At 76.0% G+C, this 16409-nt stretch carries 17 protein-coding genes; 12 read left to right on the top strand and 5 right to left on the bottom strand.

Features of this window, described 5'->3' with window-relative positions; all coding sequences use genetic code 11:
* Positions 1-55 precede the first annotated feature (55 nt).
* Both NH342_RS03250 and NH342_RS03245 read right to left on the bottom strand, forming a co-directional pair.
* Positions 56-271 carry a DUF3073 domain-containing protein gene (locus NH342_RS03250; RefSeq protein ID WP_256479288.1) on the bottom strand — a complete coding sequence of 72 codons (216 nt, stop codon included), beginning with the start codon at positions 269-271 and terminating at the stop codon, positions 56-58.
* A gap of 183 nt (positions 272-454) precedes the next feature.
* On the bottom strand, positions 455-1525 hold the full coding sequence (locus NH342_RS03245; RefSeq protein ID WP_253011193.1) for a Glu/Leu/Phe/Val dehydrogenase: 1071 nt from the start codon (positions 1523-1525) through the stop codon (positions 455-457).
* Between the two features lie 67 nt (positions 1526-1592).
* Here NH342_RS03245 and NH342_RS03240 point away from each other — a divergent pair, with 67 nt between their 5' ends.
* From NH342_RS03240 to NH342_RS03220, 5 genes are all read left to right on the top strand, one after another.
* Positions 1593-2354, top strand: a complete 762-nt coding sequence (locus NH342_RS03240; RefSeq protein WP_253011192.1) for a GntR family transcriptional regulator — start codon at positions 1593-1595, stop codon at positions 2352-2354.
* 58 nt (positions 2355-2412) lie between these two features.
* On the top strand, positions 2413-3387 hold the full coding sequence (locus NH342_RS03235; protein ID WP_253011191.1) for a substrate-binding domain-containing protein: 975 nt from the start codon (positions 2413-2415) through the stop codon (positions 3385-3387).
* Positions 3384-4427 carry an ABC transporter permease gene (locus tag NH342_RS03230; RefSeq protein WP_253011190.1) on the top strand — a complete coding sequence of 348 codons (1044 nt, stop codon included), beginning with the start codon at positions 3384-3386 and terminating at the stop codon, positions 4425-4427. The genes NH342_RS03235 and NH342_RS03230 overlap by 4 nt, the downstream gene beginning before the upstream one ends.
* Complete coding sequence (locus NH342_RS03225; protein ID WP_253011189.1) at positions 4424-5218, top strand: ATP-binding cassette domain-containing protein; 795 nt, start codon at positions 4424-4426, stop codon at positions 5216-5218. Before NH342_RS03230 ends, NH342_RS03225 begins: the two co-directional genes overlap by 4 nt.
* Positions 5219-5399: 181 nt before the next feature.
* Positions 5400-6659 carry a M23 family metallopeptidase gene (locus NH342_RS03220; protein ID WP_253011188.1) on the top strand — a complete coding sequence of 420 codons (1260 nt, stop codon included), beginning with the start codon at positions 5400-5402 and terminating at the stop codon, positions 6657-6659.
* A gap of 57 nt (positions 6660-6716) precedes the next feature.
* Here NH342_RS03220 and NH342_RS03215 read toward each other — a convergent pair whose 3' ends face one another.
* Positions 6717-7220, bottom strand: coding sequence for a hypothetical protein (locus NH342_RS03215; protein ID WP_253011187.1), 504 nt, complete (start codon positions 7218-7220; stop codon positions 6717-6719).
* Between the two features lie 78 nt (positions 7221-7298).
* Positions 7299-7832, bottom strand: a complete 534-nt coding sequence (locus NH342_RS03210; RefSeq protein WP_253011185.1) for a hypothetical protein — start codon at positions 7830-7832, stop codon at positions 7299-7301.
* Between the two features lie 65 nt (positions 7833-7897).
* Between NH342_RS03210 and NH342_RS03205 the strand changes: the two genes are divergently transcribed.
* From NH342_RS03205 to NH342_RS03185, 5 genes are read left to right on the top strand one after another with little or no spacing between them, the layout of a single operon-like run.
* Positions 7898-8767: an MBL fold metallo-hydrolase gene (locus NH342_RS03205; RefSeq protein ID WP_253011183.1), complete on the top strand. Its 870-nt coding sequence runs from the start codon at positions 7898-7900 to the stop codon at positions 8765-8767.
* Positions 8768-8786: 19 nt separating this feature from the next.
* A complete protein-coding gene (locus NH342_RS03200) occupies positions 8787-10097 on the top strand; it encodes a class I adenylate-forming enzyme family protein (protein ID WP_253011181.1) in 1311 nt (436 codons plus the stop codon).
* A complete protein-coding gene (locus NH342_RS24035; protein ID WP_253011179.1) occupies positions 10094-11686 on the top strand; it encodes a GMC family oxidoreductase in 1593 nt (530 codons plus the stop codon). The genes NH342_RS03200 and NH342_RS24035 overlap by 4 nt, the downstream gene beginning before the upstream one ends.
* A 48-nt stretch (positions 11687-11734) precedes the next feature.
* Entirely contained in the window at positions 11735-12679 is a 945-nt protein-coding gene (locus NH342_RS03190) for a MinD/ParA family protein (protein WP_253011177.1), read from the top strand.
* A complete protein-coding gene (locus NH342_RS03185) occupies positions 12676-13350 on the top strand; it encodes a GNAT family N-acetyltransferase (protein ID WP_253011175.1) in 675 nt (224 codons plus the stop codon). The genes NH342_RS03190 and NH342_RS03185 overlap by 4 nt, the downstream gene beginning before the upstream one ends.
* A 10-nt stretch (positions 13351-13360) precedes the next feature.
* Here the strand turns inward: NH342_RS03185 and NH342_RS03180 are convergent, their stop codons facing one another.
* On the bottom strand, positions 13361-15028 hold the full coding sequence (locus NH342_RS03180) for a right-handed parallel beta-helix repeat-containing protein (RefSeq protein WP_253011173.1): 1668 nt from the start codon (positions 15026-15028) through the stop codon (positions 13361-13363).
* Between the two features lie 68 nt (positions 15029-15096).
* Between NH342_RS03180 and NH342_RS03175 the strand changes: the two genes are divergently transcribed.
* Together NH342_RS03175 and NH342_RS03170 are read left to right on the top strand one after the other, a co-directional pair.
* The gene (locus NH342_RS03175; protein WP_253011171.1) at positions 15097-16017 is read left to right on the top strand and encodes an SseB family protein; all 921 of its coding nucleotides are present in this window, start codon (positions 15097-15099) and stop codon (positions 16015-16017) included.
* Positions 16014-16406, top strand: coding sequence for a hypothetical protein (locus NH342_RS03170; RefSeq protein WP_253011169.1), 393 nt, complete (start codon positions 16014-16016; stop codon positions 16404-16406). Before NH342_RS03175 ends, NH342_RS03170 begins: the two co-directional genes overlap by 4 nt.
* Positions 16407-16409 lie beyond the last annotated feature (3 nt).

Here is a 16409-nt window from a genome sequence, read left to right as displayed (position 1 = left end):
CCGGGGGACGGCGGTGCCGGTGGTGGTGCGGTCGTGCCGAGGACGGGCCGCCGGCTCAGCGGCTGGCGACCCAGCCGTCGTCGGAGTCGTCGTCGTCGACCCAACGCGAGGCGATGTCGTCCTCGTCGTCGTCCTTCGGCCCGCGGGCCGGGAAGGACGACGGTTGACCAGCGAGCTCCCGCTGCAGGGCGGTGAGGTCGGTGGATGGTGAGCTGTACTTGAGCTCACGGGCCACGCGTGTCTGCTTGGCCTTCGCTCGGCCGCGCCCCATGGCTCGACCCCCTCGTTACGGAGTGGCAGCCGTCCAGCACTGGGCTTGGACGGCCCGTGTGGCGACCCCGACTGAGTGATTGTGTCCGCCGCTGAGCTTACGTCACGGATCGGAGGTCGGCACACGTCCGGCCCGCGCGTCCCCCGGACGGGCAGGTCGGCGGCACCGGGCGTGACGCGGGTCTCACCGGGTGGCGGGCAACCGGATGGTCGACAACCGCCCGACCGACCGCATCCGCTCCTCGGCGAGCCGGTCGGCGGCGACGGCCGGCGAGACCCCCTCGGCGTCGGCGGCGGCGAACACCCGCAGCGCGACGTCGAAGATGGTGGCCGCCTTGGCCTCGGCGCGGGCGAAGGAGAACCCGTGCCGCTCGTCCTCGACCTGGACCACGCCGCCGGCGTTCACCAGGTAGTCGGGGGCGTAGAGGATGCCGCGGTCGGCCAGCAGCTGCGCGGTGCCCTCGTGCGCGAGCTGGTTGTTCGCCCCGCCGCAGACGATCTCCGCCGGCAGGACCGCGACGGTGTCGTCGTCCAGTGCCCGGCCCAGCGCGCACGGGGAGTAGACGTCGTGCGGGGTGCGCACCAGCTCCGCGGTGTCGGCGACCGCCCGCACGCCCGGGTGCTCGGCCCGCACCCGCTCCACCGCACCGGCGTCCACGTCGGCGACGACCACGGACGCGCCGTCCTCGACCAGGGAGTCGACCAGCCAGGACCCGACCTTGCCGACGCCGGCCACCGCGACGGTGCGCCCGGCCAGGGTGGGGGAGCCCCAGCGGTGCTGGGCGGCGGCCCGCATGCCCTGGAAGACGCCGAAGGCGGTGAGCACGGACGAGTCGCCGCACCCGCCGACCGCCAGCGACCGGCCGTGCGCGAACCGGGTCTCCCGGCCCACGACGTCCAGGTCGGCGTTGTACGTGCCGACGTCGCAGGCGGTCAGGTAGCGGCCGCCCAGCGCCTCGACGAACCGGCCGTAGGCGCGCAGCAGCGCCTCGGTCTTGTCCACCTTGGGGTCGCCGATGATGACGGCCTTGCCGCCACCGAGGTCCAGGCCGGCCAGGCTGTTCTTGTAGGACATCGCACGGGAGAGGGCCAGCGCGTCGGCGACGGCGGCCTCCTCGGACGGGTAGGGGAAGAACCGGGTGCCGCCGAGGGCCGGGCCCAGGGCCGTCGAGTGGATGGCGACCACCGCCCGCAGACCCGACCCCGGGTCGCTGCAGAAGACCACCTGTTCGTGCCCGGAGGCGAGGATGTCCACGTCCGGGAGCCTACGAGCCGGGTCCGTGCCACTGTGTGGCCCAGGTCGCACAGGGAGGATCCACACCATGAGGACCGGCGACGGCGTGCCCGACCCGGTCGCCGGGCTGCGGCTGGACCGCTCCAGCCCGGTCCCGCTGCACCGGCAGGTCGCCCAGTGGCTGGAGGCCGGCATCGCCTCGGGCCGGCTGCCGCCGGGCACCCGGCTGGACAACGAGGTCGCCCTCGCCGACTCCCTGGGGCTGTCCCGCCCGACCCTGCGGCAGGCGATGCGCTACCTGGTGGAGAAGGGCCTGATCGTGCGCCGCCGCGGTGCGGGCACCCGGGTGGGCCAGCCGCTGGACCTGCCCGCGCCCGTGCCCGACAGCAGCTACGACGAGCTGCGCCGGGCCCACCAGGAGCCCACCACCCGGGTGCTGTCGCTGGCCGCCGGACCCGCCGACGCCGACACCGCGCGCACCCTCGCCCTCCCGGCCGGCTCCGCGGTGCTCGCCGTCGAACGGCTGCGGGCCGTCGACGGCGCGCCGATCGCGCGGCTGACCAACTGGCTGCGGGTGGGGCTGCTCGACCTCGACGCCGGCGAGCTCGAGCACACCGGCCTCTACGCCACCATCCGGGACGCCGGCATCGACCTGCACGCCGCCCGGCAGGTCATCGGGGCCAGGCCCGCGACGGCCGAGGAGGCCGAGCTGCTGGGCATCGAGCCCGGCGGGATCCTGCTCACGATGCAGCGCACCACCTACGACCAGCACGGCACCCCGGTCGAGCACGGCCGGCACGTGTACGTGGCGGCGCGGTGGTCCTTCGAGATGAGCCTGCTCACGCCCTGAGCCGGGTGCATACATACTGGGTGCTTTGGCAGGTCCCACCACGAGGAGAAGCACCCGCATGCGCATCACCCGATCGGCCGGCGTCCTCGCCGTCGCCGGCGTCCTGGCTCTGAGCGGGTGCAGCGGCACCGGCCAGGAGGACGACTCGGCGGAGGGCTCCGCGGCCTCCGCCGACCTGGACTTCGCCGTCATCACCCACGGGGCCCCCGGCGACTCGTTCTGGGACGTCGTCCGCTCCGGCGCCGACCAGGCCGCCTCCGACCTCGGCGTCACCGTCGACTACAACAGCGACCCCGACCCGACCCGGCAGGCCGAGCTCGTCGACAACGCCGTCGCGCAGGGCGTGGACGGCATCGTGGTGTCGATGGCCAACCCCGACGGCCTGCGCGACTCGGTCGAGGCCGCCGTCGCCGCCGGCATCCCGGTCATCACCATCAACTCCGGTCAGCAGCAGTCGGCCGAGTTCGGCGCGATCACCCACGTCGGCCAGGACGAGACCACTGCCGGCCAGGCCGTCGGCGAGCGCCTGGACCAGGAGGGCCAGACCGGCAAGGTGCTGTGCGTCATCCACGAGGCCGGCAACGTGGGCCTGGAGGACCGCTGCTCGGCGGTCGCCGCGACCTACGGCGGCACCGTGGAGAACCTGCAGGTCGACGGCACCGACACCGCGCAGGTGCAGGACACGATCCTGTCCAAGCTGCAGTCCGACCCCAGCGTCTCCGTCGTGCTCGCGCTGCAGGGCCAGGTCGCCGTCGCCGCGGTCGCCGCCAAGGACGACGCGGGCTCGCAGGCCGAGGTCGACACCTTCGACATCTCGAAGGACGTCACCGACGCCATCTCCGCCGGGGACATCACCTTCGCCGTGGACCAGCAGCCCTACCTGCAGGGCTACCTGCCGGTGTCGTTCCTGCAGCTCTACGCGACGAACGGGAACATCGTGGGCGGCGGCCAGCCGGTCAACTCCGGTCCGGCCTTCGTCACCTCCGACAACGTGGCCGACGTCGCCCGGTACGCCGCCAACGGCACCCGGTGACCACCACCGCCCCGGCCCGGGACGCCGACCGCGCGGCGGCGCCCACCGGGCGAGCCACCCGTGCGCTGCGCCGTCCCGAGGTCGGGGCGGCCGTGGCGGCCCTCGCCGTCCTGGTGTTCTTCACCGTCGTCGCCGAGCAGTTCCTCACCCCGTCGGGCATCGGCACGTGGCTGAACTCCGCCTCCCGGTTCGGCATCATGGCCGTCGCGGTCGCGATGCTGATGATCGGCGGCGAGTTCGACCTCTCCGCGGGCGCGATGACCGGGGCGACGGGCCTGCTGGTCGGGGTCACCACCACCGGCTACGGCCTCAACGTGTGGGTGGCGGTGCTGCTCGCGCTGGTCGTGGCCCTGGCGATCGGCGCGCTCAACGGGGTCCTCGTGGTGCGCACCGGGCTGCCCAGCTTCATCGTCACCCTCGGCACCTTCTTCGTGCTGCAGGGCATCGACCTCGCGCTGGTCAAGCTGGTCTACGGCCAGGTCGCGGTGCAGGGGTTCGCCGACGTGCCGTTCTTCGAGTCGGTGCGCCCGGTCTTCGGCGGCGTCATCCGGGTCGGCGGGGCCAGCATCTCGGTGTCGGTGCTGTGGTTCCTGGCGGTCACCGCCGTCGCCACGCTGGTGCTGCTGCGCACCCGGGCCGGCAACTGGGTCTTCGCCGTCGGCGGCGCGCAGGCCAGCGCCCGGGCGACCGGCGTCCCCGTGGCCCGCACGAAGATCGGCCTGTTCATGACGACGGCCGGCGCGGGCTGGCTGGTCGGCATGATCAGCCTGTTCCAGTCCTCCACCGTGCAGAGCTCCACCGGCGTCGGTGACGAGTTCGTCTACATCATCTGCGCCGTGGTCGGCGGGTGCCTGCTCACCGGCGGCTACGGCTCCGCGGTCGGTGCGGCGCTGGGCGCGCTGATCTACGGCATGACCCGGCAGGGCGTGGTCTACGCCGGCTGGGACTCCAACTGGCTCTACGCCTTCCTCGGCGTGATGCTGCTGGCCGCCGTCCTGGTCAACAACTGGGTGCGGCAGCGGGCGGAGCGGCTGCGGTGAGCGGGGAGCCGTTGATCGAGGTCACCGACCTCGGCAAGAGCTACGGCAGCGTCGTCGCGCTGCAGGGCGTCACCACGACGGTCCGCGCCGGCGAGGTCACCTGCGTGCTGGGCGACAACGGGGCCGGCAAGTCCACCTTCATCAAGATCCTCTCCGGGGCGCACGAGCACTCCGAGGGCAGCTACCGGGTCGACGGCGTCGAGCAGCACATGTCCAGCCCGCGCGACGCTCTCGCCCTCGGCATCGCCACCGTCTACCAAGACCTGGCCGTCGTCCCGCTCATGCCGGTGTGGCGCAACTTCTTCCTGGGCTCGGAGCCCCGGAAGGGGCCGTTCCGCATGCTGGACGTCGACCTGATGAAGCGGACGACGAAGGACGAGCTCGCCGCGATGGGCATCGACCTGCGCGACGTCGACCAGCCCATCGGCACGCTGTCCGGCGGCGAGCGGCAGTGCGTGGCCATCGCCCGGGCGGTGCACTTCGGCGCGCGGGTGCTGATCCTCGACGAGCCCACCGCGGCGCTGGGGGTCAAGCAGTCCGGCGTGGTGCTGCGCTACGTCGCCGCGGCCCGGGAGCGGGGGCTGGGCGTCGTGTTCATCACGCACAACCCGCACCACGCCTACCCGGTGGGCGACCGCTTCCTGGTGCTGCGCCGCGGGCGGAGCATCGCCGACCGGGTCAAGGCCGACATCGGCCGCGACGAGCTGGTCGAGCTGATGGCCGGCGGCGCCGAGCTGGAGGCGCTGGGCCACGAGCTGGAGCGCGCACCCGGGGTCGACCCCGTCGGTTGATCGCGACCGGCGTTCAAGTCGGAGCGGTTCCGTGTCGATGGGACAGGGACAACGGAGCGGGCCGGGAGGTCCGTGACGGACTGGTCCCAGTCCGCCCCGGCGTGTTGCGCATGTGACTCGTGGGGCGGGTGGGACAGTCCACCGGCTCGCTCCGCCATCCCTCTTCCCCAGGGAGCGCCCCATGTCGCAGCGTCCGCTGCGTGCCCTGCTCGTCGCCTCGGCGACGGCTGCCGCCGTCGTGCTCGGCGCAGGACCGGTGCTGGCCGCGCCGCCGGCCCCCGGCAACCCCAGCGACGGCGAGATCTCCGCGGCCCAGACGGCGCAGGACGCCGCGGCCGCCGAGGTGGGCCGGATCGCCGGGCTGGTCGCCGCCGCGGACGCGCAGCTGCAGCAGGTGCAGGTGCAGGCCGAGGCCGCCGGCACCGCCTACGACGCGGCGCAGGAGGCGCTGGCCCAGGCCCGGGCCGCCGCCGAGCAGACCGCCGCGCAGCTGGCCGCGGCGACCGCGCAGGTCACCGCCGCCCAGGGCCGCATCTCCGACTTCTCCCGCGACAGCTACATGAACGGCGCCGCGCTCACCAGCGAGGTCGTGCTGCTCGACGTCCGCGGCCCCGGCGAGCTCGTGCAGCGCGCCGCGATGCTGGAGTGGGTGGCGAACAACCAGCTCGACGTGCTGGGCGACCTGGAGACCGCACAGCTGCGGCAGGCCAACGCCGACTCGGCTGCCCGGCAGGCCGTCGACCAGCAGGCCGCCGCCGAGCGGGCCGCCGCCGATGCCAAGGCCGCCTCCGACGCGCAGGTCGTCGCCCAGCAGGCCGCCTACGCCGAGGTCAGCGCCCAGAAGGCGAGCTACGACGCCCAGCTGCAGGCCGCCCAGGTGCAGCTGCTGTCGCTGCAGGGCGCCCGCAACGCCTACCAGGCGTGGCTGGACCAGCGGGCCGCCGAGGAAGCCGCCGCCGCGCGCGCCCAGCAGCAGGCTGCTGCCGCCGCGGCTGCTGCCGCCGCCGGCGCCCGGAACACCCCGTCCGGCGCGCAGGCCGGGTACGTCCTCCCCGCCGCCGGACGGACCAGCAGCTGCTACGGCTCGCGCTGGGGGACGACGCACCTCGGGGTGGACATCGCCGCCCCGATCGGCACGCCGGTCTACGCCGCGACCGCCGGGACGGTGCAGCGGGCCGGCGCGGCCACCGGCTTCGGCCAGGCCGTGTACGTGCTGGGCACCGACGGCGCCGTCACCGTGTACGGCCACGTCAGCCGGTACTACGTGCGCGCCGGGGACCGGGTGCAGGCCGGCGAGCAGATCGCCGACGTGGGCAACGAGGGCCAGTCGACCGGGCCGCACCTGCACTTCGAGGTGCACCCCAGCGGCGCGATGTACAGCGGCGCGGTCGACCCGGTGCCGTGGATGTCGGCCCGCGGCGTGGTCATCCGCGGCTGCTGACACCGGACGCGACGGAGGCCCGGTCCCTGGTGGGACCGGGCCTCCGTCGTGCGGGGGTCAGCCGGTCGGGCTGGAGCTCGTGCCCGCGCAGTTGGCGTCGGTCCAGCTGCTGATCTCGTCCTCGGCCGGCTGGGCCGTGGAGCTCAGGTCGCTGGTCGCTTGCTGGAACGCGGCCTGGCCCTCGGGGGTGGTCAGGTCGTTGGCGGAGGCCACCTGCGCGAGCTGGTCGTAGGCGTCGCGCAGCGTGTGGAAGGGCGCGGTGATGTCGGCGGGGGGCTGGAGGGTGTCCAGGGTGGACACCAGCTGCGGGAGCAGGGTGGACAGCTGGTCGGGGGTGGCCGCCTCGAGCTGGCCCTGCAGCTCCGCGAGCGCGGCCTCGCTCTCGGTGCAGAAGGCCTGGGCCTCGCTGTCGCCCTCGGGGGTGGCGGAGCTGCTCGGCGCGGCCGACGAGGTGGCGGCGCTGCTCGGGGCCGGTGCGGCGGAGTCGTCGGAGCCCCCGCAGGCGGCCAGGCCGAGCAGGGCGGTCGCGGACAGGGCGGCGAGTGCAGGTCGCAGGCGCATGGCCGGAACGGTGACGAGACCCGCCGGGGCCTGCCCGCCGTCGCCGGACCGCACCCGCGGGTGCGGTCCGGCCGGGGGTCAGCTGGTGGGGGAGGCCGACTCCGTGCTGCCCACCGCGCCGCCGCAGTTGGCCGCGACGTAGGACTGGATCTCGCCCTGCGCCGGGCCCGCGGCGGTCTGCAGCTGGTTGACCTGGTCGAGGAAGGCCTGCTGGCCGTCGGGGGTGTTCAGGTCCAGGCCCTGGATGCTGCTCGCGAGCTGCTCGACCGCGGCGGTGGCGGTGCCCCAGGCGTCAGCGATCTCGGCCGGCGGCTCGATGGCGGTCAACCGGGACGCGGCGTCGGAGAACAGGCCCGGGATGGCCGAGGGGTCGGCGGTGGCGGTGACCGCGTTCTCCAGGTCGGTGAACGCGTCCTGGGCGTCGGTGCAGAAGGCGGCGGCCTCCGGGTTGGCCGAGGCGGACGTCCCGGCGGCGCTGCTGCTGGTCGCCGCGGACGACGACGTGGAGCTGGTCGAGGCGGCGGTGTCGTCCGAGCCACCGCCGCAGGCGGTGAGCAGGGCGAGGGCGGCGGCCCCGGCCAGGACGGACTTCAGGGGGGTCGTCAGGCGCATGGGGCCAGGCTACGGACCCGCGGCGCACCGGACCTGCTCATCCGCTCGGTGTCTAGAGTCCGGCTGTGGACGCCCCCGTCGACCCCCGCCGGTCCTGGTCGCTGCCGGCCCCGGGTGAGCTGCCCCGGGTGGCCGACCCCGAGCCGTTGGTCACCCGGGTGCTCGCGCCCAACCCCTCGCCCATGACGCTGGACGGCACGAACACCTACGTCGTCGGTGCGCCGGGCAGCGGCCAGGCCGTGCTCGTGGACCCCGGGCCGGACGACGCGGCGCACCTGGCCGCGGTCACCGACGCGCTCGCTGCCCGGGACGCCGAGGTGGTCGGGGTGCTGGTCACCCACCACCACGGCGACCACGCCGAGGCCGCGCTGCCGTGGGCGGCCCGGTTCGGCGTGCAGGTGGCGGCAGGCAGCGGCGACGTCGCGGGCCCCGACGGGCGGGTGCTGGCCGACGGCGACGCGGTGGCCCTAGCCGGCACCCGGCTCGACGTCGTCGCGACACCGGGGCACACCCGCGATCACCTGGCCTTCCGCACCGAGAGCGGGTCGGTGCTGGTCGGCGACCACGTGCTGGGCCGCGGCACGTCGGTGGTCACCCACCCGGAGGGCGACGTGCTGGCCTACCTGGACTCGCTGCGCCGGGTGCACCGGCTCGGACCGTCGGCGCTCTACTGCGGGCACGGCCCCGAGCTCACCGAGGACGTCGGCGCCGTCCTGGACTTCTACGCGGCGCACCGGGCGTACCGGGAGTGGCAGCTGCTGGAGGCGCTCCTGCCGGGGGCCCGCACGGTCGAGCAGCTGGTCGCGCACGTCTACGCGGAGGTGCCGCGGGCGGTGTGGCCGGCCGCCGAGCAGTCCACCCGGGCGACGCTGGCCAAGCTGTCGGCCACCGGGCAGGTGGTGCGCGGCGCCGGGGACAGCTGGCGCCTGGCGTGAGCCGTGCCAGGCTGGGCGGGTGAGCGAGCACAGCGCGGTGCCCGTCGTCCGGGCCGCGGACAGCGAGGCCGACCAGCGCCGGGTGGCCGGGGAGCTGCGGGCCCGGGGCATCGGCCGCGGCGACCGCGTCGTGGTCAGCGCTGCCGCCTCGCCGCAGCTGCTCGCCGTCGTCCTCGGGGCGCTGCGCTCGGGCGTCGTCCCGGTCGTGCTGGACCCCGCCCTGCCGGCCGCCGAGCGGGCCGAGCTGGTGGCCGACGCCGACCCGGCGCTGGACGTCGGCGGCGACCCCGGTCAGCTCCTGGGCGACCACGAGGCCGACCTCGCCCCGTTCCCGCTGGCCCGGCCGATGCACTACACCTCGGGCACCACCGGCCGGCGCAAGGGCGTGTGGTCCGGGGTGCTGACCGACGACGACGCCCGCGCCCTGGCCCGCGAGGAGATCGACCTCTGGGGGTTCACCGCGGACGACCGCTACCTGCAGCTGTCCCCGCTGCACCACTCGGCGCCGCTGCGGTTCGCCGTGCACACCCTGCTGGCCGGTGGCGAGGTGCTGCTACCCGGCCCCTTCGACGCCGCCCGGGCCGCCGCCACCATCACCACGCAGCGGCCGACCACCACGTTCTGCGTGCCCACCCACCTGCAGCGGCTGCTGCGCGAGGACGTCGAGTGGACCAGCTTCCGGCTGCTGGCCCACGCCGGCGCGCCCTGCCCGGAACCCACCAAGCGGGCGGTGCTCGCCGCGCTGCCCGACGGCGCGGTGCAGGAGTTCTACGGCTCGACCGAGGTGCAGTTCACCGTCTGCACCACCGAGGACTGGCTGGCCCACCCCGGCAGCGTCGGCCGGGCCCGCCCCGGCCGGCGACTGACCGCCGACGAGCGCGGCCAGCTGTGGTGCGAGGTGCCGCGCTGGGCCCGGTTCGAGTACTGGCGCGCCCCGGAGAAGACCGCCGCGGCGTGGGACGGCGACCGGGTCACCGTCGGCGACCTGGGCCGGGTGGACGAGGACGGCACGGTGTGGCTGGACGGCCGCCGCGAGGACCTGGTCATCTCCGGCGGCGTCAACGTCTACCCCGCCGAGGTCGAGGCGGTGCTCGACGGGCACCCGGACGTCGTGGAGTCCGCGGTGTTCGGGGTCCCGGACGACGAGTGGGGCCAGCGGGTGGTCGCCGCCTACGTCGGCCCGGTGGCCCCCGACGAGCTGCGGTCGTGGGCCCGCGAGCGGCTGGCCCCGGCGAAGCGACCCAAGACCGTGCACCGCCTCGAGGACCTGCCGCGCACCTCCACCGGCAAGGTGCGCCGGCTCGACCTGCCCGGGGTCCTCGGCCTGTGACCGACGGGCACGACGTGGTGGTCGTCGGGGCGGGCTCGGCCGGGTGCGCGCTGGCGGCCCGGCTGGTGGACGCCGGACGGCGGGTGCTGCTGCTGGAGGCCGGCGCCGACCACCGTCGTCCCGAGGACTTCCCGGCCACGGTCCGCGACGCCGCCACGATGGGGGCGGCCACCCCCGGCCACCCGGCGAACTGGGACCTCACCGGCGAGCTGGTCCCGGGCGTGCGCTGGCCGGTGCCCCGGGGCCGGGTCGTCGGCGGGTCCAGCGCGCTCAACGGCACCTACTTCATCCGGGCCACCCGCGAGGACTGCGACGGCTGGGCCGCCCGCGGCAACGACCTGTGGTCCCACGCGGCCCTGCTGCCCGCCTTCGAGCGCAGCGAGGCCGACCCGCTGCACGGCACCACCGGGCCGGTGCCGGTCGCCCGCGCCACCGATCCGCACCCGGTCACCGACGCCTTCACCGCCGCCTGCCAGGAGCTGGGGTTCCCGGCCGAGCCGGACAAGAACGGCGACGCCCCGCCTGGGGTGGGCCCGGTGCCGGTCAACGTGCGCGACGGCGTGCGGGTGAACACCGCGATGGCCTACCTGTCGCCCCGCCGGGACCACCCCGGGCTCACCGTGCGCGGGGACAGCCCCGTCGTCCGGGTGCTGGTCGAGCGCGGCCGGGCGGTCGGCGTGCGCTGCGCCGACGGCACCGAGCACCGCGCCGCCGAGGTCGTGCTGTCGGCCGGCGCGGTCGGGTCGCCGCACCTGCTGCTGCTGTCGGGCATCGGCCCGGCCGACCAGCTGAGCGGCCTCGGCGTCGACGTGCTGGTCGACGCGCCCGGGGTGGGGGCGGACTTCACCGACCACCCCGACCTCTACGTCACCTATTCCCCGGCGCACCGCACCCCCATGCCGCGCGGGATGCTGCCGCTGACCACGGCGCTGAACACCCCGGACCACCTCGAGGTCATGCCCTGGCTGAAGCCGTTCTCCAAGGTGATGCTGGACCGGTCGCAGGGCGGGGCGCTGTCCGCGCTGGCCGAGGTGCTCCGCCGCCCGGCCGCCACGCTGCGCGCGGTCCGGCACGCCGACCTGCGCAAGGTGCTGCAGCACGCCCGCACCCGGGACGACCTCTACCTCGGCGTCGCGCTGCAGGCCGAGGAGAGCCGCGGCCGGATCAGCCTGACCAGCACCGACCCGGCCGTGCAGCCCCGCATCGAGTACCGGTACCTGTCGACCGCCGGCGACCGGCGGCGGATGCGGGAGGCCGTGCGGCTGGCCGCGGAGCTGCTCGCCACCCGCTCGATGGCGCCGCTGGTCGCCGGGCGCACCGACCTGCCCGACGCCGTGCTGCGCGAGGACGCGGCGCTGGACGACTGGACCCGCACCCACCTGGCCACCGCGATCCACCTGGCCGGCAGCGCCAGGATGGGCCCGGACGGCGACCCCGGCGCCGTGGTGGACCAGCACCTGCGGGTGCGCGGCGTCGAGGGCCTGCGGGTCGCCGACACGTCGGTGCTGCCGGTCGTGCCCACCCGGGGACCCGCGGCCACCGCGGTCGCCATCGGCGAACGGGCGGCCGAGCTGGTGTGCACGTCCTGAGCGCCCGGTGCGCCGTATCCTGCCCGTCATGAGGGAGCAGCTGCGCCGGTGAGCTCCCCGTACCCCCCGATGCCCTACTCCGGCCAGCACGGCGCCCCGCACCTCGACCCGGGTGTCGCGGGCCTGGACGCGCCCCGCCGGCCGCCGCGCCGCCGGCTGTTCGGCCGCGGCCTGGCCGAGGGCGAGCCGACCCCGAGCGCGGCCGACGTCGCCGCCTGGACCGGCTTCCTCGGCACGCCCGTGCCCTCGCCGCGGCGGATCGGCGTCGTCGCGCTCAAGGGCGGCGTCGGCAAGACCACCCTGTCGGTCCTGCTGGCCAGCACCATCGCCCGGTCCCGCCCCGACCCGGTGCTGCTGTTCGACACCGACACCACCTTCGGCTCGCTGGCGCTGCGCACCGGCGTGCCGCTGCAGGCCTCGGTGCACGAGCTGGCCGCGGCGGGTGACCCGGGCCGGTTCGAGGTCCTCGCCGGCGCGCTGGCCCGCTCGGCCGACGGCGCCTGGGTGCTGCCCAGCGGCCGGGACCCCGAGCAGAGCGCGGCGCTGACCGAGGAGCTCTACACCCAGGCGATGAACGCCGTGTACCGGCACTTCGCGGTCATGGTCACCGACTGCGGGGCGGGCCTGGCCACGCCGCTGATGCGCCGCGTGGTCAGCGGGTGCCACAGCCTGGTGCTGGCCACCTCGCCCAGCGTCGACGGCGTGCTGGCCGCGCACAACGTGCTGCGCTGGCTGCGCGCCAGCGGGTTCGCCGCGCTCGCCGACCGCAGCGTCGTCGCCGTGACGAACGTGCCGTCGCGGGGTGCCGCGGTGGACGTCGCCGAGGCCCGCTCCCGGTTCGCCGGGCTGGCGGGGGACTTCCTGACCGTGCCGTCGGACCCGCACCTGGCCACCGGCAGCCAGCTGCGGCTGGAGCTGCTCGAGGCCGGCACCCGTGCGGCCGCCGTCCGGCTGGCCGCCTCGTCGCTCGGGGCGGCGCTCGCCACCCGATGAGCGAGCTGGACGACCCGGTCGGCAGCTCGCTGCACGGCCCGCACGCCGCCCTGGCCCGACGGGTCGGGCGCACCGCCACCTACCCGGCCGACGTCGCCACCTTCTGCGCGGTCCCCGCCGACCCGGCGCCGCAGGACTGGGCCGACCTCGCCCGGCTGGTCGGGCCCGGCGGGCTCGCGGACCTGTTCACCGCGCCCGGCACCCCGCCGCCGGACTGGACGCCGGAGTTCGCGATGCCCGGCCGCCAGCTGGTCGCGCCCGTCCCGACCGGCGACGTCGACCCGCGGGTGGTGGAGCTCGGCCGGGACGACGACCCGGCGATGCTGCAGCTGGCCACCGCCACCCGGCCCGGACCGTTCTTCGCCCGCACCGCGCGGCTGGGCACCTTCCTCGGCGTCCGGGACGGCGGGGAGCTGCTGGCCATGGCCGGCCAGCGGCTGCACCCGGGTGGCTGGGTGGAGATCAGCGCCGTCTGCACGGCGGAGCGCGCCCGCGGGCAGGGGCTGGCCGCGGTGCTGGTGGCCGCGCAGGTCGCCCGCACCGCCGCCGACGGCGGGCGGGCCTTCCTGCACGTGGTGGACACCAACGCCGGCGCGCGGGCGCTCTACGCCCGGCTCGGGTTCACGCAGCGGCGACCGGTGCTGTTCCGGGGGTTCCGCGTCCCCGGGTGAGGCAGCCGCGCTAGTCGGCGACCGCGACCCGGACGTCGTCGACGGTGAGGGTCTGCAGCTCCTCCAGGGTCGGCTGCCGGCCCACGAGCCGCAGCCGCTGGGACTGCACCTTCCGCAGCTTCTCGAACAGCTTGCGGGCCTCGCGGGCGTTGCCGAAGTCGGCGCCGCGCGGCACGGTCTCGAAGTGCAGCCGCAGCATCGCGCCCGCCTGCGGTCCGAGCAGGTAGTCACCGCTGGTGATCATGCTGGTGATGATCCGGGTGAGCTCCTCGGGCCCGTAGTTCTCGAACTCCACCGTCTTGACGAACCGCGAGGCCAGGCCCGGGTTGGCGTCGAGGAACTGCACCATCTCGTCGGTGTAGCCGGCGGCGATGACGGCGAGGGAGTCGCGGCGGTCCTCCATCAGCTTGACGATCATGTCGACCGCCTCCTGGCCGAAGTCGTTGCCCCCGCCCCCCGCCTGGCGGGTGAGCGTGTAGGCCTCGTCCAGGAACACCACGCCGCCGGCCGCCTCGTCGAACACCGCCGCGGTCTTCTCCGCGGTGTGCCCGATGTACTGGCCGACCAGGTCGCGGCGCGAGACCTCCTTCAGCGGCCCGCCCGGGAGCACGCCGAGGGCGGCCAGCAGCTGGCCGTAGATGCGACCCACGGTGGTCTTGCCGGTGCCGGGTGCGCCGGCGAAGACCAGGTGGTGGCTGGCCCCGCCGACGGCCAGGCCCGCCGCCCGCCGCCACTCGTTGACCTGGATCTCGTCGATGATCGAGCGGACCTCGGCCTTGACGCCGGCCAGCCCCACCATCGCGTCGAGCTCGGCCAGCAGCTGCTCCACCCGCTCCGGGTCGCCCTTCGCGCTGGGGGAGCTGCCCACCCCGACCGAGGCCGCCGCGGGTGCCTCGGTGACCGCGACGTCGGCCCCGGCGGCGACCGACACCCCGGCGTCGCCGGTGCGCTCGGTCCGGCAGGCCTCGACCCGGCCCGACGTCCCGGCGCCGAACTCGACGTCCGGGCCACCGGTCCCGCGCACCGAGCACCGGCGCAGCGTCGCCGACGCGCCCTGCGCGACCGCCACCCCGGGGCCGCCGGAGGTCTCGACCTCGCAGCCCTCCAGCACCGGGCGGGCCGAGGCGTAGGCGTAGACCCCGCGCGCACCGGAACCGCGGACCACGCAGTCCCGCAGCACGGGGTCGGCGCCCAGCCGCACCACCACCGCGTCGTCGGCGCTGTCGGCGACGGTGACCCGCTCCAGGGTGCCGCCGGAGTCCTCGACCACCAGGCCCTGCTGGGCGCCGGTGACGGTGCAGTCGGTCATCTCCAGCGTGCTGCGGTCGGTCACCCGCACCCCGGCGCCGTGGCCGGCCTCCAGCACGCAGTCGGCGAGGACCAGGCGGGCCTCCTCGGCGTCCACGACGTGCGCCTGCCGGCCGACCAGCACCAGGCCGCGGACGGTGACGGCGCCGCCGCGCACCCGCAGCGTCGGCTCGTGCGCCGAGCCGCCGACCCGGACCTCGGCGTCGGGGGCCGCGGTGATCACGAGGTCGCGCGCGCGGACGTCGAGCACCTCGTCGTAGCTGCCGGCGGCCACCACGACGGTGGCCCCGGACGGCGCGTCCAGCAGCGCCTCGGCGAGGGTGGGATAGGCCCCGGGGCGGTCGGCGTCCACCTGCAACGTGCCGCTCATGGTCGGGTCAGCTCCTGTCGTCGGCCCGGCCCGACCCTAGTGCGCGCCGCAGCCCTAGGCTCGCGGAGGTGACCGGACCGGAGGACGCCGACCCGGCCCCGGGCGGCCTGGACGGCGCCGCCTTCGGGTCGGCCCTGGCCGCCGCCGCCGAGGCCGGCGACACCGCCGGGTGCCTGGCCCTGCTGCGCACCGCCGAGCTGGCGCTGCCGCTGTCCGACGCGGCGGCGGCCGGCGCCGAACCCGCGGCCTGGCCCACCGCGGCGTCCGACGGGCGCACCTGGGTGCTGGCCTACACCTCCGTGGACCGGATGCTGGAGCTCACCGGCGGCGGGGTCGGGCACTGCCGGGCGGTCACCTTCACCGAGCTGGCGGCGGGCTGGCCGGACACCCGGTGGGGGCTGGCGGTCGACCCCGGCGGGGCGCACCCGTTCCTGCTGGAGTCCGGCACGGTGGCCCGGCTGGCCGCCCCGACGCTGGTCGAGGACGCGCTCGCCGAGCCCGACCGGCTGCCCCCCGTCGTGCAGCAGGTGCTGTCCCCGGTAGAGGTGGCCGCCCGGCTCGCCGACGGCGAGGGCCGGGTGTCGGGCTACGTGCAGCACGCGCGGGACACCGCCCACGTGGGGGCGCCGACGGCCCTGCTGGAGGCGGTCGGGCGGGGCCACGAGGCCGACGAGCTGCTGTCGGCCACCGGTTCGCTGACCGTGCTGCGGTGGGCGGTGGTGGGCCCCGAGCTCTACCGCACCCCGCTGGGCGGGACCGACGAGGAGCGCCGCGCCGCGGTCGCCGGGTGGGTGGTCGAGGACCCCCCGTTCACCGGCACCGGGTTCGCCTCCCCGGACTCCCTGGTGCGGGAGTACCGGGTGCAGGGTCTGCTGCTCCCGCACGGCGCGCAGCTGCTGGAGCTGGAACCGGACGGCACCGAGTGCCGCCGCGCGCTGTGGGACGGGCTCCGGGAGACCTGGGTGCTCGTCCTGGAGCAGCAGCCGTGAGGACGGCGGGGCACCGCGCGCGGTGGGACGGCGAGGAGTGGCGGGCCACCCCGGAGCAGCGCGGTGACGGCCTGTGGGTGTGGCTGGTCGCCGAGCGGCCGCGCGAGGGCTTCCTCGCCCTGTCCGACGACGGCCCGTGGGTGCACGAGGTCCCGGCCGCCGCGTGCGACGCCGTCCTGCTGGTGCGGCTGGCCGGCTCGTGGCGCGGCAGCGACGTCCTCGTGGTCGACGAGCGGTCCGATGACCTGCTCGTGGAGTTCCGCGGCGGGTCGGTGCTCGAGGCGCGCGCCGCCGGCTTCGAGCCGGTGGCCCGGGGTGTGCACCGGCGGTGGGTGCCCCGGGACGAGGTGCGCGGGTTGTTCGAGGAGCAGACCCGGGTGGACGGCTGACCG

The organism is Klenkia sp. PcliD-1-E (genome assembly GCF_024124375.1).
In the GTDB taxonomy this organism is placed as follows: Bacteria; Actinomycetota; Actinomycetes; order Mycobacteriales; family Geodermatophilaceae; genus Klenkia.
The sequence above is the reverse complement of the archived record's forward strand: the minus strand, read 5'-3'. Positions and strand labels throughout refer to the sequence as shown.